Annotated in this window: 18 protein-coding genes and 1 pseudogene; 4 read left to right on the forward strand and 15 right to left on the reverse strand. The window is 46.5% G+C overall.

Annotated elements, in window-relative coordinates; all coding sequences use genetic code 11:
- Positions 1-115: 115 nt before the first annotated feature.
- The 6 genes from QUB37_RS26725 to QUB37_RS26750 all read right to left on the reverse strand — a co-directional run bounded on the left by QUB37_RS26725 (position 116) and on the right by QUB37_RS26750 (position 6,540).
- Entirely contained in the window at positions 116-1,063 is a 948-nt protein-coding gene (locus QUB37_RS26725) for an NAD(P)/FAD-dependent oxidoreductase (RefSeq protein ID WP_333099877.1), read from the reverse strand.
- Between the two features lie 173 nt (positions 1,064-1,236).
- The gene (locus QUB37_RS26730; protein ID WP_333167961.1) at positions 1,237-2,064 is read right to left on the reverse strand and encodes an SDR family oxidoreductase; all 828 of its coding nucleotides are present in this window, start codon (positions 2,062-2,064) and stop codon (positions 1,237-1,239) included.
- 71 nt (positions 2,065-2,135) lie between these two features.
- A complete protein-coding gene (locus QUB37_RS26735) occupies positions 2,136-2,927 on the reverse strand; it encodes a CPBP family intramembrane glutamic endopeptidase (protein WP_333167964.1) in 792 nt (263 codons plus the stop codon).
- A gap of 226 nt (positions 2,928-3,153) precedes the next feature.
- Positions 3,154-4,122, reverse strand: a complete 969-nt coding sequence (locus QUB37_RS26740; RefSeq protein WP_333167967.1) for a zinc-dependent alcohol dehydrogenase family protein — start codon at positions 4,120-4,122, stop codon at positions 3,154-3,156.
- Between the two features lie 336 nt (positions 4,123-4,458).
- A complete protein-coding gene (locus QUB37_RS26745; protein ID WP_333143970.1) occupies positions 4,459-5,370 on the reverse strand; it encodes an alpha/beta hydrolase in 912 nt (303 codons plus the stop codon).
- Between the two features lie 201 nt (positions 5,371-5,571).
- The gene (locus tag QUB37_RS26750; RefSeq protein ID WP_333167971.1) at positions 5,572-6,540 is read right to left on the reverse strand and encodes an SDR family NAD(P)-dependent oxidoreductase; all 969 of its coding nucleotides are present in this window, start codon (positions 6,538-6,540) and stop codon (positions 5,572-5,574) included.
- Between the two features lie 54 nt (positions 6,541-6,594).
- Here QUB37_RS26750 and QUB37_RS26755 point away from each other — a divergent pair, with 54 nt between their 5' ends.
- Positions 6,595-6,879: a hypothetical protein gene (locus tag QUB37_RS26755; protein ID WP_333167974.1), complete on the forward strand. Its 285-nt coding sequence runs from the start codon at positions 6,595-6,597 to the stop codon at positions 6,877-6,879.
- 98 nt (positions 6,880-6,977) lie between these two features.
- On the opposite strand, the gene QUB37_RS26760 is transcribed toward QUB37_RS26755, so the two are convergent.
- From QUB37_RS26760 to QUB37_RS26800, 9 genes are all read right to left on the reverse strand, one after another.
- Positions 6,978-8,000 (reverse strand): LLM class flavin-dependent oxidoreductase, encoded by a 1,023-nt coding sequence (locus tag QUB37_RS26760; RefSeq protein WP_333167977.1) that lies wholly within the window; start codon positions 7,998-8,000, stop codon positions 6,978-6,980.
- Between the two features lie 112 nt (positions 8,001-8,112).
- Entirely contained in the window at positions 8,113-9,012 is a 900-nt protein-coding gene (locus tag QUB37_RS26765) for a pirin family protein (RefSeq protein WP_333167979.1), read from the reverse strand.
- Positions 9,013-9,168: 156 nt separating this feature from the next.
- On the reverse strand, positions 9,169-9,525 hold the full coding sequence (locus QUB37_RS26770; RefSeq protein ID WP_333167982.1) for an AraC family transcriptional regulator: 357 nt from the start codon (positions 9,523-9,525) through the stop codon (positions 9,169-9,171).
- An 89-nt stretch (positions 9,526-9,614) separates the two neighbouring features.
- Entirely contained in the window at positions 9,615-10,370 is a 756-nt protein-coding gene (locus tag QUB37_RS26775; protein WP_333167985.1) for an SDR family oxidoreductase, read from the reverse strand.
- Positions 10,367-10,549 carry a hypothetical protein gene (locus tag QUB37_RS26780; protein ID WP_333167988.1) on the reverse strand — a complete coding sequence of 61 codons (183 nt, stop codon included), beginning with the start codon at positions 10,547-10,549 and terminating at the stop codon, positions 10,367-10,369. Before QUB37_RS26780 ends, QUB37_RS26775 begins: the two co-directional genes overlap by 4 nt.
- Before the next feature lie 203 nt (positions 10,550-10,752).
- Positions 10,753-11,310 (reverse strand): DsbA family protein, encoded by a 558-nt coding sequence (locus tag QUB37_RS26785; protein WP_333167990.1) that lies wholly within the window; start codon positions 11,308-11,310, stop codon positions 10,753-10,755.
- Between the two features lie 218 nt (positions 11,311-11,528).
- The gene (locus tag QUB37_RS26790; protein ID WP_333167992.1) at positions 11,529-12,158 is read right to left on the reverse strand and encodes a response regulator transcription factor; all 630 of its coding nucleotides are present in this window, start codon (positions 12,156-12,158) and stop codon (positions 11,529-11,531) included.
- A 7-nt stretch (positions 12,159-12,165) separates the two neighbouring features.
- Positions 12,166-19,257 (reverse strand): PAS domain S-box protein, encoded by a 7,092-nt coding sequence (locus tag QUB37_RS26795; RefSeq protein WP_333167994.1) that lies wholly within the window; start codon positions 19,255-19,257, stop codon positions 12,166-12,168.
- A gap of 115 nt (positions 19,258-19,372) precedes the next feature.
- Positions 19,373-19,597 carry a hypothetical protein gene (locus tag QUB37_RS26800; protein WP_333167996.1) on the reverse strand — a complete coding sequence of 75 codons (225 nt, stop codon included), beginning with the start codon at positions 19,595-19,597 and terminating at the stop codon, positions 19,373-19,375.
- Between the two features lie 167 nt (positions 19,598-19,764).
- Between QUB37_RS26800 and QUB37_RS26805 the strand changes: the two genes are divergently transcribed.
- The 3 genes and pseudogenes from QUB37_RS26805 to QUB37_RS26815 form a co-directional block, all read left to right on the forward strand.
- Positions 19,765-19,929 carry a hypothetical protein gene (locus QUB37_RS26805; RefSeq protein WP_333167999.1) on the forward strand — a complete coding sequence of 55 codons (165 nt, stop codon included), beginning with the start codon at positions 19,765-19,767 and terminating at the stop codon, positions 19,927-19,929.
- 236 nt (positions 19,930-20,165) lie between these two features.
- Positions 20,166-20,828: an isochorismate family cysteine hydrolase YcaC gene (ycaC, locus tag QUB37_RS26810; protein WP_333093232.1), complete on the forward strand. Its 663-nt coding sequence runs from the start codon at positions 20,166-20,168 to the stop codon at positions 20,826-20,828.
- Positions 20,829-20,995: 167 nt separating this feature from the next.
- Positions 20,996-21,229 (forward strand): annotated as a pseudogene (locus QUB37_RS26815) (carbohydrate porin); the annotation flags it as partial.

A 21,229-nucleotide genomic window follows, 5' to 3' on the forward strand; every position in this document is an offset into this window, starting at 1 on the left:
TAGAAGGTTTTTTTAGTTATTTAGTAGTGCACAAATTTAGGTGTTTGTCAAATTAATTTAGATGCGTTTACCCTGGCCACGATGCTTGTTCTGATGAAGATTGAATTACCTTGATTTAGACGAAATCTTCCATAATCAGAGAGTGATTTAAGCCGCTAGCAGCAACGCTACCCTGAAAAACAGCAGCGACGATCACTTGCATGGGTGAAGTGATGTCACCTGCCGCATAAACGCCTTTGACGCTAGTTTCGTTAAAAACATTGGTCGTCTTGATTAAATTGAATTCATTCAACTCACAGCCTAACTTTTCAGCTAGGTTTGAACGGAGTGTTTGCTTTGGTCTGATCAGTATTCCGCGACGCGCAATTTTCTCATTTGTCTCAAAAACAATGTTTTCCAATTGTCCGTTATCGCCTTCGAGTCGGATGATTTTCTCTTCGCGAACAAGAATTTTATGGTTTTTTAACAGTGTCCTTTGATCAGCGGTTAGATCGGCTTTGCCGTTGGTGCAGAGGACTAAATTAGCACTCCAATTTTTCAGCAATGCCGCCATTTCGATGCCCGTTTCGCCATTTCCAACAATGGCAAGCGGCTCGTCGCGCACTTCCCAGGCATGGCAATAGGGACAATGAAACACGCTTTTGCCCCAGAAATCACCAAAGTTTTCGAGAGCTGGAAATTCATCCATTACCCCGAAAGCCAGCAAAATTTTGCGCGTTTTTTTTATTGTGCCATCCTCAAACACTACTTCAAATTGATTGCCGGATGGGGTGATTTCCTTGACCCCGATCGCTTGAAATTCAACGCTTTTATAAGGTTTGAGTTGGTCGCGCCCAATGTTCAAAAGTTCATGCGGACTGATGCCATCGCGGGTGAAAAAGCTGTGCGACTCGTGTGCGGGAGCGTTACGCGGATTCCCTTTGTCGCAGACTAACACTCGACGGCGACTTCTGCCTAAAAGCAGTGCCGCACTGAGTCCAGCGGAACCGCCACCGACAATGACGCACTCGTAAATCTCTTTGTTTTGGTTCATCATCTTTTTCTGTTCTACAACTTTGGACATAATCATCAACTCCTAAGTTCTCTTTGTCTTAGTTCACTTGAGTATAGTCAGTTCCAACACTCAACTTCTTGCAGATTCTTATGGAGTTTCTTATGAAGTTAGCGAACCGATTTCAGTGTTGCTTTAGTGAGTCGCTTGAAATGCTGTATTAAACATTTCGCACTGCCTTTCGACTACTGCGCTACAAACCCACCATCTACCAGCAATGTTGCACCTGTTGTGAACGATGCCAGGTCAGATGATAAATACAGAACTGCATTTGCAACTTCAAGCGGTGTTCCAATTCGTCCGATCGGGTGAAGTCCTGTCAAGTAAGCTTTGGCTTCATCTGTAACTGCTTCAAACATATCTGTTTGGATTGCCCCTGGTGCAACTACATTGATGCGAATACCCGCTTTGGCATATTGGAGCGTAGCAGCTTCAAACATATCTGTTTGGATTGACCCTGGTGCAACGGCATTGATGCGAATACCCGCTTTGGCATATTGGAGCGCAGCAGCTTTTGTTAAGCCTACTACCGCATGTTTACTCGCGGTGTAGAGGAGTATGTTAGGAAGTGCAACGACTCCAACCGCAGATGCCATATTGACGATCGAACCACTTCCCTGTTTCAACATCTGAGCAATTTCATATTTCATCGACAACCAAACACCTTTGACATTGACATTCATAGTGCGGTCATATTCAGCTTCTGTTTGCTCAATCAATGAGGGATTTTCGCCGCCCATTCCTGCATTATTAAAGGCAATATCCAACCGACCAAAAACGTCAACCGTTTTATCAACCATTGCTTTAACATCGGCTTCTTTCGTGATATCTGCTTCCACAAAAATAGCCTCTCCGCCAGCATCCTGAATCAATCGAACCGTTTCTTCACCTTCATCAATTCGACGACCAACTACCACCACCTTTGCTTGTTGTTGGGCATAAGCGATCGCTGTTTCACGACCAATTCCTGAAGTTCCGCCAGTGACAAGCGCCACTTTATCCTGAAGTATCATTCTATTTCTCCTAAAATCTAAGTCCGGTTGTTCTCTCTTGAAATGATCGTGAAATCGCTTTAGAAGAAAGCTCAGACAAATCTTGCCAACAAAAGGCTAAGAGCAAAGGAAAAGGCATGAAAGCTGACGTGGGATAACATCGCAGCCTCAAGTGAGTATTGCCAAAAGAGCCAACCAAAAGCCATGCCAGCTATCCCATTGAGTAATATTGCTCGGATAACCACAAGCGGAGTGAGTGGAACTATCGCGGCAGTTGCGGGCAGGTGTAAAAGCCCAAATACCAGCGCTACTAGCACAATCGCACCTTGGTATATTCCTTGGCTTGGCAACGTAATACCTTGTTTTAAGACTTTCCACGCTATCCAAACAAGCAGCGACATTAAGCCCCAGCGCATCAGAATTTCCTCAGTGATGCCGCCATAAAGCATTGCTGTAAGTGAACTCAGCCAATTCGGTTCTGTGTTATTGGATGCCTGTAGCGCTTCAGGTAGAGCATATTTCATGAACCGATCGAGCAACAGGAGAATGATCATTGTCGCTGCACCCACACCCAAGCTCCTTTTCATCTCAATGACAGAATATGGAATCTTAGAGGTATGAAGTACCCAGTAGTCAATCAAATGTGAGCGTAATCCAACGCGATAGGCACAGCCAATTCCGATCAGAATGCTGATTGCCAGTAGAACTGTAAGCTGTAGTCCTTGTAGGAGTATTAAAACCCACAGTGGCGGGACTTTTGCCAGTATTTCTGGAGACAGTTTCGCCAACTGTTGCTCAACTAATGGAATCGATGTAATCGTAACCATCACAATGCCCACAATGCCCAACACAAATAGAATCCCAAATTGTTTTAAAACTGCCATTGATTTAATCTTTAGAGACATCAGAATACTGGGTAGACACAATGCCAAGATAGAGAATGACAACTGGTGACTAACGCCACCTTACTCTGAAGTATCATTCCTATTTCTCCTAAAATCTAGCCACTTTACCTTGCAGTATCATCCTGTTTCTCCAGTTTCAATCAATATTGACCTTCAAAAATCGAACTCCAATCCGTTTAGCAATTATCAACGCCGTGAAGCTAGTCTAATTTTCTGTAAGTTTCAGTACAATTTTGCCCCGTGTTCCTCCCTGCTCTAGACGCTGGTGTGCCAGAACGACCTGATCCCAAGACAATACTGAATCAATCACTGGGCGAAGCTGTTGACGCTCGATTAGTTTTGTCAAAGCCTCTAATTTTGCTCGGTACTGGGGTGACAAAACAAAATGAATTGTCAGATTCTTTCCCCATGCTTTAAGAAGCGATTGCGGTATTGCAATGTCTACAATGCTTGCAAGCCTACCAAAGGGACGAATGATTTCTAGACTACGCTGAATTGTTTCTCCGCCGATCGTATCTAGAACTAAATCCACACCCAGTCCATTTGTTTCTTGACGAATGACTTCTACGTAATCTTCATTTTTGTAATCAATCACCCGATCTGCGCCCAGTTCTGTCACGAAATCTCGGTTTCTAGAACTACACGTCGCAAAAACGTATGCCCCTATCGCTTTGGCGAGTTGAACTGCGATCGAACCCACTCCACCCGAACCCGCATGGATGAGAACTGTTTCACCGACTTGTAGATTGCCCCTAGTCACTAGACAATCCCAAGCCGTTCCGCCTGCAAGCGGAAAAGAAGCTGCTTCAATGTGCGATAAATTTGCAGGCTTCAATGCAACAATCGCTGCATCAGCCACATGATACTGAGCGTAGCTACCGAATTCTCCAAAAATTTGCGGCGAGTAATACACGTTGTCTCCCACCTTGAAATCAGTCACGGCTTCTCCAACTGCCTCAATCACCCCTGAAACATCGACTCCAAGGATAGCGGGTAATCGAACTATCTCCTTGTAATCACCACGACGAGTTTGGTAATCGACCGGGTTAATCGAGGTTGCACAAACTCTGACTAACACCTGATTCGCCTTCAATGCTGGTATAGGGACAGTTTGAATCTCAAACTTCTCAGCATCACCAAACGCAGTTAATACGGCTGCTTTCATAGATTCCATCTGTGCCAACTCTCCTTGATTTAGAATAAACAGTGACGGGATTTCAATACTATTCAGCGTAGGTAAGTTCTACCTGACTTCGTAAGTCAGCACGATTTGGTAAGGTAGTTACCGTTTAGTAGCAAATGCAGATATCACAGCCTCGTAGCACACCAAAAAAGTTTTCTCGCTCCCAGCCAAAGGCGATGTGCAACTTAACTAAATAGTCATGTCGTTCCATTGTTTCTCATAGCGATCTCCTTTCTTTTGTAAGCCTAATGTTTAGGTCATTAGCCAACAACTGGCTGAGATTCAATTCCTCGACACCAAAGCCTAATTGCTGAATGCTTGATTCGTCTATCGATTTTTGATTGTTTTCAGAAAACCAAGATAATTCGATGCTGCTTCCTGAGCGTTTTCGATCAACAGCAAATGTCCTGCTTTGGGTAATTGAATAATTTGACTCCCTGGAAGACAGCGATGTGAGCGATCGACATCCCGAATATCATAGATTTTGTCTTCCTGACCCCAAATTGCCAGGGTCGGAACCCGACTGTGAGGCAACTGACAAAGCACATCATCATAAAGATTCACAATGTCCCAAGTCTGCTGATAATTTCGATTACGATTCACATAATCGTTCACTTTCTCGGTTTTGACCTCATCCGGAATCGTAGGAGGCGTCACGAAAAGCAGACTGATTTCTAGATCGAACTGCTCTTTGGTAATCGGAATAAAGGGATTGATGCCCTCAATAATCGATTTCCTGACGCTAGTTGCCCAATTCGTTACGCCTAGCGGTGAACCGATAAAGGCGAGGCTGCGAACTTGGTTGGGATAAAGCTGGCTGTAAAGGGCTGCGATCGTGCCCCCCATCGAGCTACCTGCAACATCAAGGGATTGAATCTTTAGCTGCTCGACAAACTGGTGCAGGAGGGCTACCTGATTCTCTAGTGCATAGTCTTTCACGGTAAATCCAGTACTCTTGGCATAACCGGGTAGATCGGGTGCGATCGCTTGATAGCCTGCTCTAGCCAACTCGCACATCATGCCATTCCACTGCTCTTTCTCGGCAAATAATCCGTGCAGCAGTAAAATCGGTTGTCCTGTCCCTGCTTGATTATAGGAAAGCGTTCCACTCTCGATTTTTGTAGAGCGAGTTGCGATGTCACAGGTGGAAGCAGGGGTTGCACGATTCAACCAACCAGAGCCAACAAGCCCACTGACAACCAGAACGATAATAACTAACCGAAGAATGAATTTTCTCATGAATAGTTTTTCCTGACTATTCCAAATCCCAGGGTAAACGCATCTAAATTTTATTGACAAAAGTCGAAGCGATAAGGCATTGAAATCTCCTATGAATGCTGCGTCGGATTCTCGTTTGATTTAACTTAAGCGTAGTGAATTTCAAGGCTCGGTTTCTTTCAGATTCTTAGGGTGTTTTGTCAAATTATTGCGCGATAACCTTTAGGATACAGCGCTGATCAATTCCTCGCTTTTCGCCCAAAGCTGCTTAGCTTTGTTAGCGTCAAGCGCATACGACCTTACGCCGTCGGCAAACGGGTTGGGCGTGTCATTGATCGGCGTGATCGCACAATCTTCGAGATAGTGTCCACCGATCTCGTCTTTATTCGCCACGACTGCTGCCCAGACCGACGTTGCGGCTGCCTGCGGAATTTCTTTCAACTCTTTCGGCGGCAGACCCGCTTCGGTGCGCGCTGCGTCAACAGTCTGCAAAAGTCCCTGCAAATCCTCTGACGAGAAATGGCGGGGTAGATCCGTGAGACTGTTTCCAGGCATCACCGAAGCAGCCCGAATGCCGCGATCGTGATGCCGCCTGTCAAACTCCACAGCGAACAGGGAATTGGCGGTTTTCGATCGGCTATAGGCGACCCATGGATCGTATGCCTGCTGCTCAAAATTCGGATCGTCCAAGTCGATATCGGCACCGCGATGTGAGAGCGACGACAGGACTACCAGCCGTCCATTACCGACGAGCAGCGGCTCGATCCCGTTGATCAGGGCGAAATGACCCAGATGGTTGGTTCCGAACTGGACTTCAAAGCCATCGATCGTCCGACCGAATGGAGTTGCCATAACGCCAGCGTTAGCGATAATGGAATCGAACGGCTGACGGTCAGCCAACAGTTTATCCGCGCAGGCGCGAACACTTTGCAAGGATGCCAGATCGAGATTGATCAATTCCAAGCAGCCACCTCCTTGCGACGCGGCATCACGAACCGATGCAGTGGCTGGCTCAGCTTTAGCGAGGTCCCTGACCGCGCCGACGACGCTAGCACCGTGAGCGACCAGTGAGCGGGCGGTTTCAAGCCCAATGCCCGACGATGCACCGGTAATGAGAAATCGCTTTCCCTTGAGATTAATGCCGGAAAGCACCTCGTCGGCGGTCGATTTTGCACCAAATTTTTCAGCCATTTCTTTTCCTTTCGTTAATTGTGAGTGTAAAAGTTTTGAGCTTTTGCATACCCTATGATCGCCGCTCCTAAACCGCGAGAACCACCTGTTACCAGTGCAACTTTGCCTGCAAGTGTTGTCGTCATGATGGACTCCTTTGGATGTATTACTGCTCAATCAAACGCTGCTTACTATCGGGATGCCCTTGAGGAACCAACGGCACGGAGAGCGATCGAGCGGATGATGCAGGTCGATCGCCACTTGGTCGCAACGTTTCGCACTGCCGATCGACTACTGCGCTACATACCCACCGTCTATCATCAACGTTTCACCTGTTACGAACTATGCCATGTCAGATGATAAAAACAGGACTGCATTTGCAACTTCAACAGGTGTTCCAGCTCGTCTCTCTGTCTTGTTAACCTAGCGGAACTTAAGTTGAACCATGCCCGCATATTTCAATTGTTTAAGAGTGGCGACATTTGCATTCCAATCAGTTCAATGGAGTGCATCAGTTGGGCGTGATTCATCTGCGCGTTGTCCATTTGAAAAGTTACTCTCGAAATGCCGCCGAGCGATTCGCTGTGACGGTGGATTTTCTCCGCCACTTCTTCGGGACTGCCGACCAGTAACGCGCCGGTTGCGCCGCGCTGCGCGTCAAAATCGGCGCGCGTAACAGGTGGCCAGCCTCTCTCTCTGCCAATTTTAGTAAAGGTTTCGGCGTAGCCCGGAAAAAATTCTTCAACGGCTTGTTCAGTCGTGTCGGCGACATAACCGATTGAATGCAATGAAACTTTCAATGTTTCGGGCGCGTACCCGGCGCGCGCTCCGGCATCGCGGTATAAATCTACGAGCGAGCGAAAGCGATACGTTTTGCCGCCGATAATGGCAACCACGAGCGGCAGTCCAAGCATTCCGGCGCGGAGGAAAGATTGCGGCGTACCGCCGACCCCAATCCAGATGGGAAACGGCTTTTGCAGCGGACGCGGATAAATTGCTTGGTTTTCCAGCGCGGGGCGAAATTTGCCCGACCAATCGACCGTTTCGTTGTCCCGAATTTTGAGCAAGAGTTCGAGCTTTTCAGCGAAAATCTCGTCGTAATCGCCGAGGCTAAATCCAAATAGCGGAAAGGCTTCGGTGAACGAGCCTCGCCCGACAACCATTTCGGCGCGACCTTTTGAAATCAAATCGAGCGTGGCGAATTGTTGAAACACACGTACCGGGTCAGCCGCGCTCAGCACCGTAACCGCGCTGGTTAGACGGATGCGCTCGGTGCGTGCGGCGGCAGCGGCGAGAATAACCGCGTTTGCCGAATCTAAAAATTCATGCCGATGGTGCTCGCCGATGCCGAAGATATCCAAGCCGGAACGATCCGCCTGCTCTATTCTCTCCAGCAGTTCGGCGACGGACTGCGCGGCATCCGCCGTTTCGCCGTTTTCACTCGTTCCAACCGAGGCAAAACTGTCAATTCCAACTTCCATATCATTTCCCAAGCGTTTTGCGAATGAAATAGACTTAATCCGAAATAGTAGAAAGCCTTGGTGTACAAGTTAAGCTGCTGTTCTCTCGCTCAGCAAAAACGCCTAACCATCGTTAACTCAGAGGGGGCGCGCTACTACCGTGATCTGAATTATCAGGGAGCGGAATGAATTCAGTTTCACCGGGAACCGCCGGGAAGCGGCGGTCTTGCCAATCTCGTTTTGCCTGCTCGATACGCGCTGAGCGGCTCGACACAAAGTTCCAGTACTTTGTGCGATCGCCCACTGGTGCCCCGCCGATAATCATTGCTTTTGCCTCAGCCCCCGCACTGATATTTACTGATTCATCCGGCGCTAAAACGGCTAGACGATATGGCTCTAAAGGCTTTCCATTTACGAATAGGCCGGATGTGACGCTATAAACTGCCCTTTCTAAACCTTCTATTGGCGCTAGCTGAAATTGACTACCCTCCGTGAAAACAAGCGCTAGGTAAAGAGTAGCAGAGTAGGTTTTAACTGGTGATTGGTGAGACTGATAGCTACCGGCGATCAAGGTCGCGCTGGTGCCTGTTTGAGTCCACCTCGGTAAATCAGTCGCCGGATAATGTGAAAAGCTGGGTTCAACTTCTTCAGCGCTTTCGGGGAGGGCAATCCAGGTCTGAATGCCGTGAAGAGTAGATTCTTTCTCTCTAAAGCTCTCGGGCGATCGCTCAGAATGAACAATACCTTTGCCCGCTGTCATCCAGTTAACTTCGCCCGGAAAGATCTCTTGTACTGTACCTAGACTATCTCTATGCAGAAGGCTTCCTTCAAACAAATAGGTAACCGTCGCCAAATTGATGTGTGGATGGGGTCTAACATCGACGCCTTTTCCAGCCGGGAAAATAGCTGGGCCTAAGTGATCAAAGAAGATGAAAGGTCCAACCATTTTTAGGGTTTCACTCGGTAAGATGCGCTGTACGCTAAACTCACCTAAGTCATGCTTTTCAGGCGTGATTAATTGCTGAATACTCATTTTTTTACGCTCCATTCTTAGTTGACGTTGTGGACGAAGATACAACCTTAGTTCTGTTTCTGCTTCAGATTCTTGCCTAACTCAACTTCAATGTAATGAGTTCCAAGACTCGATTTTTTTCAGATTCTTAGGACAACCTTTCAGCTTCTTATAGTGCTAGCGAATCTGCTTGGGGGTCTTTCCCGTGAATCGCTTGAAGTGCTGCGTCAAATGGCTTTGACTGGAGAATCCTACTTGTAGGGCAATTTCTGCGATCGCCAAATCTGTTTTCGATAGCATCAACTTTGCCTGTTCCACACGCTGTTGAATCACGTACTGACGTGGAGAAATTCCCATTGTTTGCTTAAACAAACTCGCAAAGTAAGTCGGGCTAATATTAATCACTTCTGCAAGCTCAGTCAGTGACAAATCTCGATCAAGGTGAGTACGAATATAGCCGAGCACTTGCTGTAATCGGATGTGCGTTAAGCCTTTGCGCTTGGCTTCAAGGGTTGGCGTTGTAATTGTTAGCATGGTTCAAAGATTGGCAATTTGCTCAACAAAACAGGCAAAAGCTAGCCATCGCGCATTCGATCACTGCAATATTTTGCATTGCCGATCGACTACTGTGCTACATAGCCACCATCTACCATCAACGTTTCACCTGTTATGAACGATGCCATGTCAGATGATAAAAACAAGATTGCATTTGCAACTTCAAGCGGTGTTCCAATCCGTCCGATCGGGTGAAGTCCTGCCATGTAAGCTTTGACTTCATCCTGCCCACCTGTCGCTGCTTCAAACATATCTGTTTCGATTACCGCTGGTGCAACGACATTGATGCGAATACCCGCTTTGGCATATTGGAGCGCAGCAGCTTTTGTTAAACCGATTACCGCGCTTTTACTCGCGGTGTAGAGGGGGAAGGTAGGAAATGCAACGACTCCATTTGCAGATGCCATATTGACGATCGCACCACTTCCCTGTTTCAACATCTGAGCGATTTCATGTTTCATCGACAACCAAACGCCTTTGACATTGACGTTCATCGTGCGATCATATTCCGCTTCTGTTTGCTCAATCAATGAGGGGTTTTCGCCGATAGTTGCTGCATTATTAAAGGCAATATCTAACCGACCAAAAACACTCACCGCTTTATCGACCATTGCTTCAACATCGGCTTCTTTTGTGACATCTGCTTGCACAAAAATCGCCTCTCCGTCAGCTTCCTTAATCAATCGAACAGTTTCTTCACCTTCATCCATTCGACGACCCACCACCACCACCTTTGCTTGTTGTTGGGCATAAGCGATCGCAGTAACTCTACCAATGCCCGATGTTCCTCCCGTCACTAAAGCAACCTTGTCTTTCAGCATCATTCTGTTTCTCCTGTTTTAATTTTATCGGTTTGTCTCAGGTAAGTTTGTCTCAGCAACTCAGTGACTTCTTGCGCGATCGCAATCAGGGCCTGGTTAACTGAAGAGTCGCGAAGAGAACCAGTCTGAGGTTTACCTTCATGCCCAGGATTATTCTTGCCTTGTACTAGTGAATGCGTCATAGAACTATCCTCAATGAAATACTGATTTGTAATTGACTAAATCAATACCCAGGAATTCAGTTGTTGGCATGGTAACTGTTGTCATGGTTCAAAAAACGGCAATTTTGTTCATTGAAACAGGCAAAATCCTAGCCATCAAAATTAGATAACTTACAGCACTTACAGACAAGTCAGATATGAATTGGGAGCAAAGATCGGTGAACTTAATGACTTGCAGCAATCATGGCTGCCATCAACTCCGTCGTGTTCCAGTGCCCGGTATACTGAATTCCATTGATAAACAGGGCTGGGGTAGTCGTCACTCCACTCTCTATTCCGCCTTCGATATCTTCATTGATGCGATCAACATGCACTTGTTTAGACAACTCTTTGAGAAATTGAGGAATGTCAAGCCCTAAATCATTCGCGTACTCGACAAGATAACCGTTCTCCAACCTTTGTTGATGGTCAAATAAAGTATCGCTCATTAACCAAAACTTTCCTTGGGCGGCGGCAGCAACGGCTGCTTGGGCTGCCCGTTGAGCATGGGGATAAATCTGTGTTTGTGGAAAATGACGGAAGATGAAGCATAAATAATCTTCTCCAAAAGCAGCACTAAGCTCTCGTTTGATCGCTTTAATCATCTTGTAAACGTTCGCACTTCTAGAGCATTGATAGTCTCCATACATCACCAGCACTACCTTGGCACTCAACACACCTTGAATCCGATCTTGGGCTGAAGGCGGTACAAGTAAGGAACTGCGGCTACGATCGTTGCTCATCTTTTTACATTTGTATCAAGCATGGAACTGTGCAATTTACTTGCTCGATCCATTTGCATGACTGTTTGCATAAATTCAATATAGGCGATCGCCTTCAAGCCGTCGTCTATACCGAGTTAAATTTTTTACAGTACAAATTGATAGAGTAACCATTCCATCGTGGAGTAGAAGGCTGGCTCTAACTCAAGTTAGAATCCCAATTCTATCGAAAGTACATCCTACAAACTAACAATGCCACGTTTAACGGCAACAATCACAGCTTGGGTACGATCGCTAACATCTAACTTATTCAAAATCCGATTGACATGAGATTTGACAGTGCCTTCACCAATACTCAAAGCAGCCGCAATATCGGCATTGCTCATTCCCTGCGCCAGTGAGCCGAGTACTTCTAGTTCTCGTTCACTCAGTTCTGGATTGCTGAGGCGCTGTACCAACTTTGCTCCTACATCGGGCGGAATATACTTCTGACCCCGATGAACGGTACGAATAGCATTCAGAAGCTCGTCAGGTTCAGTTTCTTTCAACAGATATCCTTTTGCGCCTGCCTGCAATCCCCGATAAATATCTTCGTCACTATCATACGTGGTTAGTACAATAATCCGAGCCGATTTAGCCGTCGCACAAATTGCACTGATAGCGGCAACTCCTTCCACTTCAGGCATTCGCAGATCCATTAGCGTTACATCTGGTTGGTGTTCCCGAAATAAGGCGATCGCCTGTTCCCCATTTTCGGCTTGGGCAATCACGCTCATATCTGGGTCACGGTTAATAATCGTGGCTAATCCTTGCCGAAAAATAGCATGGTCGTCCGCAATTAGAACTCGAATGGTTGTGGCTTGGCTCATCGTGATACTACTTCCGATTGACGGTGACAATAATTTCTGTTCCCTGTCCAGGTTGACTCCTAATCGTGAGTTGTGCGCCGATGCGCTCTGCCCGTTCGCTCATGCCTAGTAAGCCAAAACCCTCAGAGGATGGAATACTCCCAACTCCAAAACCTTGTCCATTGTCTCTCACGCGCAAGCAAAACTGATCGCGATCGTAGACTAGCTGCACTCGAATTTCGTCAGCATTGGCGTGTCTAATCGCATTGGTTAATGCTTCCTGCCCCATTCGCAGTAGGTTAGTCTCGACTTCAGCCGGTAGAGAATACACCGTACCCTCAATCTCATAATATAAAGTGGTATCCATTGCGGCAGTTCTGATTTGAGCGATGAGACGATGTAGAGCGCTCTGTAAACTGCCCTCCTCCAAAAGCTGAGGGCGGAGCGCAAAGACCGATCGCCGCGCTTCAGTCAGTCCAGTTCGCGCCAATTCTTTGATCAGGTCCAGATGTGCCCCAGTTGCTTCTACATCATCCGTTAGCACCTGGTTTGCAGCACCTACCTGAGCCAGAATACCTGTAAACGACTGAGCGAGTGTGTCGTGAATTTCGCGTGCCATGCGGTTGCGCTCTTCCAGAATCGAGGCTTCTTCTGCTTGCTTCAGCGCCGTAATATCTCGCGCTAGCCAAATCACCTGATCGTGGTCGATTGGTGCAATGCGAGCCGAAAACCAGGCTTCTCGTCCATTTAGAAACGCACTGTACTCGACTGTGAGGGTTTGTTGGGTTCTCAGCACCTGCTGAATATAACTTAGAAATTCATCGGCTTGTTCCTTTCCGAGTTGATGCATGGTTTTACCAATCATCTCCTCAATGGGTTGCCATAGCAGATTTGGCTCCTGTACGATGATTTCAAGGAATCGCCCTTCCGCAGTCAGTACAAACAGCGGATCGGGAATGGCTGAAAAGAGCGCCCGCAGTTCTGCTTCAGAGGCTTGCAATGCTGCTTCTGCTTGCTTGCGATCGTTGATATCCGTAACAACTCCCAGCGCTCGGATGGGTTCACCGGATTCATTCCAGGTAACAATTTTGCCGACAGAACGAATCCATTTCCACTGACCATCCTGGGTACGAAGGCGATACTCTACTTGAAAGTTGGGGATTTCTCCAGTAATACAAGCACGGTAGGTTGCGACAACTGATTCTCTGTCATCAGGATGCAAACGAGCAATCCATTCAGGAATGGTTTCGTGGAATGTTGCTGGATCGTAGCCCAGCATTAAAGCGTATTCCGGGTTAACAATTCTTTCTTCAGTCTTTAAATCGAAATCGTAGAGTCCTTGATTTGAAGCGGTTAATGCTAAGCGTAGTCGTTCTTCACTCGTTTGTAGAGCGGCTTCTGCTTGCTTGCGATCGCTAATATCTGCAATCACCCCTTCAATGTAGTCATCGTCTGCATTCAGATAAGCAGAGAAAAGTCCCCAAAACACTGTCCCATCTCGTTTTCGCCCCTGTGCTTCATAGCTTCGCACTTCCCGCTCCCGCTTCAGCACCTCAAGGAATTGTTGGCGATCGCTGGGATTTACATAGTAGTCTGTGGCGTGTTCAAGCCCAATCATCTCCTCTGATGAATCAAAGCCAAGCAGATTGGCATAGCGTTGATTGGCATCGAGAAGTAATCCATCCGAGAGGCGGGTGCGGAAGATGCCAACCTGTGAGTTTTCAAAAATATTGCGGAACTTAGCTTCACTGCGTTGTAATGCCTCTTCTGCTTGTCTGCGCTGGGTGGTGTCATTGCCCACCGATAAGATTTCAACGACATCTCCCTGGTCATTGAAGATGGCTTGATTCGACCAGGCAATCCAAACCCGTCTACCGTCTCGACAAAGGTTTTCATTCTCGGTTTGCAAGTAAGCTTGAGGCAAGGAAGCTTGAAGATTGTGAAACAGATTGTGAACAAACTGCTTGAGATCACGTCCAGATACTTCGGTTTCTGGAACGATTGTTTCCAGTAGGGTACGCCCTAAAATCTGATCTTCCTCATAACCAAAAAAGCTCAGTCCATAGTCATTCATATATCGAATTCGTCCTTGCCTATCCGTGCGAAGGATGATTGAATTCGCAGTTTGAATCAGGTTACGGTAATTGGCCTCACTTTGTCGTAACGCAGCAGTTCGTTCTGCGACCTGTTGCTCTAAAGTGCAGTTGTAGTCGGCTAGGAGTTTCTCGGCTTGTTTGCGCTCTGTAATGTCCTGAAAGGTAGCGATCGCATAAGCGATATTGCCCTGTTGATCAAAAACTGGTGTTCCCCGTGCCTCAATTAGAATTGTGACATGATCTCGACGAATTTCTATATCTTCAGTCCTGATGCGTTCGCCCCTTAATGCCCGCACAATAGGCAAGCTCTCCGCTGGATAGATTTGATCCGTTCCCGCTACATAAAGCTGATAAGCCTCTGAGAGCTGCTCCGGTGCTATGGAAGTATCAGTTTCTTTGCCTATGAGTTGATTGCCGCATTGGTTGGCATAGTAAGGGCAACCCGTCGCATCCACGATCGCAATTCCCACTGGAATCGCTTCGAGGAACTGGGTGATCTTGCTTTCCTTAGCCTGCAGTTCTGAGTAAAGGTTGGCATTTTCGATGGCGATCGCTGCTTGAGTCGATAATAGCTGCAAGACCTGCGATCGCTCTGGTGTAAATACTCCAGTTGCTAACTGATTTTCTAAATACAATACACCGACCAGCTTGGCTTGATTTAGCAGCGGTAAACAGAAAACAGATTGAGGCTGGTTCTGTTGAATATATGGCTCATTAATAAAAGCACCTTCACGAGTCGCATCATTTAAGGTGACAGGCTTCAGAGTCCGAATCACATATTGAATGATTGATTCTGGCAATTGTTCGGCAATTGGAATAGACTGTAACACCTGAGTCGCACAAGCATTTTCATCGGCATTGAGTTCACAAGCCGCTTCGATTAACCATTTTCCTGAGTTTTCTAAAATTAGATATCCGGTTTGTGCGCCAGCATTCTCAATTAAAGTTTGCATCAGTAATCGCAGCAATTGCTTCAGTTCAATTTCACGAGAAATCGCCTGTGAAGCTTTCATCACTGCTGCTAAATCGAAAGCGGTATGGAAGGGATTAGAGATAGTTTCAGCAGTAATAGGAATTGATGTGGAAGCGGCTCTAGACGATTTAGGAAAGAACTGTGGATAGCGTTTTTCTAAGTTTTTAACTTTAGCGATCGCGCCCCAGCGATCGTAACAATAGTGCGCCTCTTTCATATAGGTTTGAGCAATTTTTGACCGACCTCGCGCCAGATAATGTTTAGCCGCTAATTCATACGCGAGTGCTTCTTCCTGGATATACTCATTTTCAGCAGCACCTGCGATCGCCCGTTCATAAAACTCTTCAGCCTCAAGAAATTGCCCTAAGACACGTGCTTTCTCTGCCTCGACTAGATAAAATTTATGTAGATAATTCATTGGGGCGTGTTCTGCCCATTTCTGCATTTTTTCTTGGTTGGTGTTAACACAGTTTAGCCAAGCTACTTTTTCAGAGATTGAAGCATCGAGCAACAAGCTCAAAAGCGCCAGCGAATGATAGAAACAGAATACAGGTAAAACTCCTATTGCCCTCGCTTCTTCAAAATGTTGCCTTGCCAAAATAGCAGTCTGTACAGCTTGATGATATTCTTCAAATAGATAAAACAGTATGACTTTGTGCAGATATAGCATTTGAATTGCAGTTCCATCTTTAACTGCAATAGCGTGTGATAACGCCTCCTCTTCATTAAACACCCGACCAACTAAGCGACTGGGATTCTCAGACCTATCTAACAAATTAAGAATGGTCTGCCACACCATTGCAATCCAAGTTGAGGGGCTTTCCCGTCTGATTCGATCAACCGCTTTGCTGTATGTTGCCGTTTTCTGTTCCAGTTGGGTGAGTTCCTCACCGACAAAAAACGAGTGGTAGCACACCTCATATGCAGCATAACCAGCAGATTCAAAGTCTCCGGTTTCCACTCCTTCCTGATAAACCTCAACCAGCAGTGGTATCGTCTCCTTAAGATGTACTTTCCATTGCATAATCTGGTCACTAAATACGTGTAATGCTTTAGCCTTGCCTTTTTTGGTATTCAATCGTTCCGCTAAGCTAAGAGCCAATTGACCAAATTTATAGCCGAGTTCAATATCTTGAACAACTCCACATAGAACCAACCCGTAGCAGGCATAATACAGTGATGACCAGATAGCATTCCCGTAGTTGATTGATAAATTTACCGTTTTGAACGTAATCAGTATCCACAGTGCTGGTGATACTATGAATGCAGCAGACCCTATATTCGCTAGGATTGACATTGCTGCTAGCGGTTCTGGTGCAGTCATCTCTGGTAAATTAATCAAGTCTTCAATTTCTCGTTCAGCGAGTAATGCAGCCGTTGACTTCAATTCCCTTTGAACATCTGCCTGACTTGGATTTTCTATTAAATCTAGTCCCAAAAGCTTTAATGCTTCCGATCCAGTTTTTAGTGCTTCTTTCAGGTTGCCCTGTGACAAATATCTTTGAATGCTGGTATCGTAAACTTGCACTTTGTCAACCACTGTTTTGGCACGATCAAGTACCACTTCTACCAACTGTTCCATCTCATCAAAGCGACCCTGGAGATACGCCGCTTCTGCTGCTTCTGAGTACAGCGCTAAGGTAAGGTCATACTCACTCTGCCAACTCTCTGAATTGAGGAGTTTAAGCCCTGTAGTGAAATACTTAAAAGCTGCTTCATAAGCCGTTGATGCCTTTGCTTTCTGACCTGCCATTAAATTAAATCTGGCAATTTCAGTTCGTTCTGATTGAGCAGTGACTAGCTCAAGTCCTTGATTGAGATGATCGATGATTTCAAACAACCGATCGGATCGTTGCTCTGGTGAAGTTTTTTCGAGCAAATTGCGACCGATTTGGAGATGAACAACCTGTTTCTGCGATTCATCAATCAAAGCATAAGCCGCTTGCTGAACGCGATCGTGCGAAAACTTATACTCTTGAACTAACAAATCTTCGTCCAATTCAGATAGAGGTTGAATTAATCCCGCTTGTATTGCTGCTAGTAGATCCTGGAAAATTGCTTTCGGTGATTTTTCGCAAACGATCGCCAACGTTTCTAAATCAAACTCAGACCCAACACAGGCAGCTATGGAGAGAACTTGCTGTGTTGCTTCCGGCAATTTCTGCAACTGATGCAGCAGCAACTCCACCACATTATCAGTGATATCTTGAGCTTCAATCTCAGCTAGGTCCCACTGCCAGCTCAACTTTTGTGCATCGAAAGTCAACAGATGTTCGCCATACAGCATTTTCAAAAATTCACCGACAAAGAAAGGGTTGCCCTCGGTTTTACGTGACACAGCTTGGGCTAGGGCGCGAACGATATCAGGATTGTGATGTAATGTCTCAGCTATCAGTTGACTCAACGGTTCCAGCGTTAAGGGGGTCAGGATGATTTCCTGAAGTACTACTCCCTGGTTTCGCATACTCTCTAGCGTTAAGACCAACGGATGCGTTGGAGTCAGTTCGTTATCTCGGTAGGCTCCAATCAAAAACAGATACTGGATTTGCTCATCAAGTAAGATGAGTTCGATTAACTTCAAAGTCGCAGAATCGATCCACTGTAGATCGTCTAAGAAAATGACTAGGGGATGCTCTTTTGCACAAAACGCCCGCACAAATCTTTGAAACGTGAGATTGAAGCGATTCTGTGCCTCAGTTGCTCCAACTTCGGGTATAGGCGACTGCTTGCCAATGATTAACTCAACTTCGGGGATGACATCAATGATGATTTGTCCGTTGCTGCCCAGAGCAGTGAGCAGGCGCGATCGCCACACTTCCACCTGCTCATCCGGTTCGCTCAAGAGTTGCTGCACTAACTTTTGCAGGGCATTCACAATGGCGCTGTAGGGAATGTTGCGCCCAAATTGGTCAAATTTGCCAGAGATAAAATAGCCTTGGTTTGCTGTGATCGGTTTATGGAGTTCCTGCACCAATGCAGTTTTGCCGATGCCAGCATAACCGGAGACCAGCATCATTTCACGATGCGGTAGTAGGGTAATGTCTTTTTCTGCTCCCCCACTTCCCCATTCCCCTATTCCCTCATTCCCTGCCACTCTGTCGAAAGCCGCCAATAATCCTGCAATCTTCGCTTCTCGCCCATATAGTTTTTGAGGAATGCGGAACTGCTCGGAAACATCTTGCAGTCCCAATGGCATAGGTTCAATTAAACCCACTTCTGCCAGTTGCTGGGCACAGCGTTCTAAATCTGCTTTGATGCCCCAGGCACTTTGATAGCGATCCTCCGCATTCTTTGCCATCAGTTTCAAAATCAGATCTGAAACAGGTTGGGGAATCGTTGAGTTTAATTCATGCGGGGGAGCCGGCGGTCTGGCAATGTGGCAGTGGACTAGCTCTAGGAAATCTTTAGTGGGAAACGGTAATTGTCCCGTCAACAGTTCGTAGAAGGTTGCACCCAGTGAATAAAAGTCGGTGCGATAGTCGAGCATACGGTTCATTCGTCCGGTTTGCTCTGGCGACAAATAGGCGGGGGTTCCTTCTAGAAGATGGAGACTTTTGAATGTCGGATTGGTGCGACTGAAGCGAGTGGCAATGCCAAAATCAATGATTTTGACAACGCCAGTCCTCGGATTAAAGACAATGTTGCCAGGATTAATATCTTTATGGATGACATGGGCCGCATGGATTTTGCCTAGAGTATCAGTAATGGCGATCGCCATATTCAAAAAAACCGACAGCGGCAGGGGACAGAAGTCTAATTGTTGCCGCATCCAGCATTCTAAAGACTCTCCACCAAGGTCTTCCAAAAGAATAACCAGCGTGCGCTGGTAGTCTTGCTGGCTGTATGCCTTGACTACGCCTTCAATGTTGAGAAAGCGAGTAATTTCATACTCTTGCCGATAGCGAGTTAAATCATGAGGAGAGGGATAATCCTGCTTGAGAACTTTGGCAATCACTGCACAGTTATCTTGCTCTCTGATACCCCGATACACCAAAGAAGCTAAGCTCTCATAGATTTTGCTGTGAATAGTAACTCCAGGCAGGGTAATCATTGAACGCCCCCCGGCGAAAGACTGTCATCCGTTTCCCAAAGTATATCGCTTGCCAAACTCCAGAATATAAAGCTCCTTATGTGGATCTTTATATCTTGACTTGTAATTGCTCAACTCAGTAGCCAATCAGACTGGTGTGAGGCAAGGGCATGGGAAATAGCCTGGAAGGCAGAGATACATTCAATATCTTCCACAGGCTACCTCGGAATCGAGAGCCGTATTGCTGAAGCGTTGAGGCAGCCAGGGTCTGTCGTCGTCGGTTCACGGCAATAGCTCGTAGTGACAACCGCTTCATCCGGGGGGCAAACAGGTCATCGCCCGCATCAAAGGTGTGGGACATCGCTACCGGATTTTGCATTCAGACATTGATGGTCGATCAGTTGTATGAATGTACTTTCGATCAAATTCGGATTCTAACTTAAGTTAGAGCTAGCCTTCTACTCCGCGATGGCATGGTTAATCTATCAATTTGTACTGTAAAAAATTTAACTTGCTATAGGCGACAGCTTGAAGGCGACCACCTATATTGAATTTATGCAAACAGTCATGGAAATGGATCGAGCAAGTAAATTGCACGGTTCCATGCTTGAAGGCATAAATATTCAAGGTGCAACTGGATTAACGCACGCTCAAGCAGCGACGTTGAAAGCATTAGGAGCAATCGCACAGTGAAGCGAATGCCCTTTGGGCACGCGACGCGAAAATCTTAACTCTGTGCTTAACTTGCGGAGCTTAAGTGATGAAATTTGGCGTTGTCTTGCAGACTCAGTTCATGGCGCGATCGCTTACGTCATCAACCCTTGAGGGTAAACAGACGTTTCACTTAAAAGCACAAGCAGAGATGTTTAGCTTTTGATTTCATTCTGCAATTCCTCATTCACCAATCGCTCCAATAGGAGAATTACCTAATGTCTACATTCAAGTACAATCGTCTAGACAAGAATAATGCTGCTGTTTTACTGGTGGATCACCAAACTGGACTGTTCTCGCTTGTGCGTGATATTGGTGCTGCCGACTTCAAAAATAATGTGTTGGCGCTAGCAAGTATAGCCAAGTTTTTCAACCTGCCTACTGTTTTGACCACTAGCTTTGAGGATGGTCCCAATGGAGTCATTATGCCTGAACTGAAGGAGAAGTTTCCCGATGCTCCTTTTATTCCGCGCCCCGGACAGATTAACGCTTGGGACAATGAGGAATTCGTTAAAGCCGTAGAAGCAACCGGTAAGAAGCAATTGATCATTGCTGGCATTGTCACTGATGTCTGTGTTACGTTTTGTGCGCTTTCGGCATTAGAGGCAGGGTATGACGTTTTTGTGGTTACTGATGCCTCTGGCACCTTCGATGAAGCCTGTCGCGATGCAGCGTGGGATCGGATGTCTCGTGCTGGAGTTCAGTTGGTCAATTGGTTTAGTGTTGTAGGTGAATTGCACCGTGACTGGCGTAACGATATTGAAGGGCTAGGTAATCTCCTTGCAGGGTTTATTCCTGACTACAAAAACCTGATGACTAGCTATGTGGCAACATCAAGTGCTGGCTCTGCCAGTCGTGAGCGCCTGATGACTCCTGTGTAACTGAGTGGGTGTTGTCATTGCCAAGTGATCAACTTCATTTGCAATATTGCAACGACACTTGATGATTTCGTGAATGGCTAGGATCGATTGCCATTGATCGATCCTAGCCAAGGTGGTTGCTGCCAAAATTACCAAGTAATCCGGTGTTTCGAGGGGATTGATTCTCAATGAAACTTCTCTTTCAGTCGATTCTCTCATCGTGTCTGATCTTTGGAGGCTCTCTGATTTACCCATCCCTGGTTGAGTCTGCCATTGCCCAGGATACCTTGCAAGGTCAAGTCCCCTCTGTGAATCAACTGGCTGATGTGCAACCGACCGAGATTCACCCATCCCTGGTTGAGTCTGCCATTGCCCAGGATACCTTGCAAGGTCAAGTCCCCTCTGTGAATCAACTGGCTGAT

Origin of the sequence: Microcoleus sp. AT3-A2 (assembly GCF_036705685.1) — a bacterium.
Lineage (GTDB): Bacteria > Cyanobacteriota > Cyanobacteriia > Cyanobacteriales > Microcoleaceae > Microcoleus.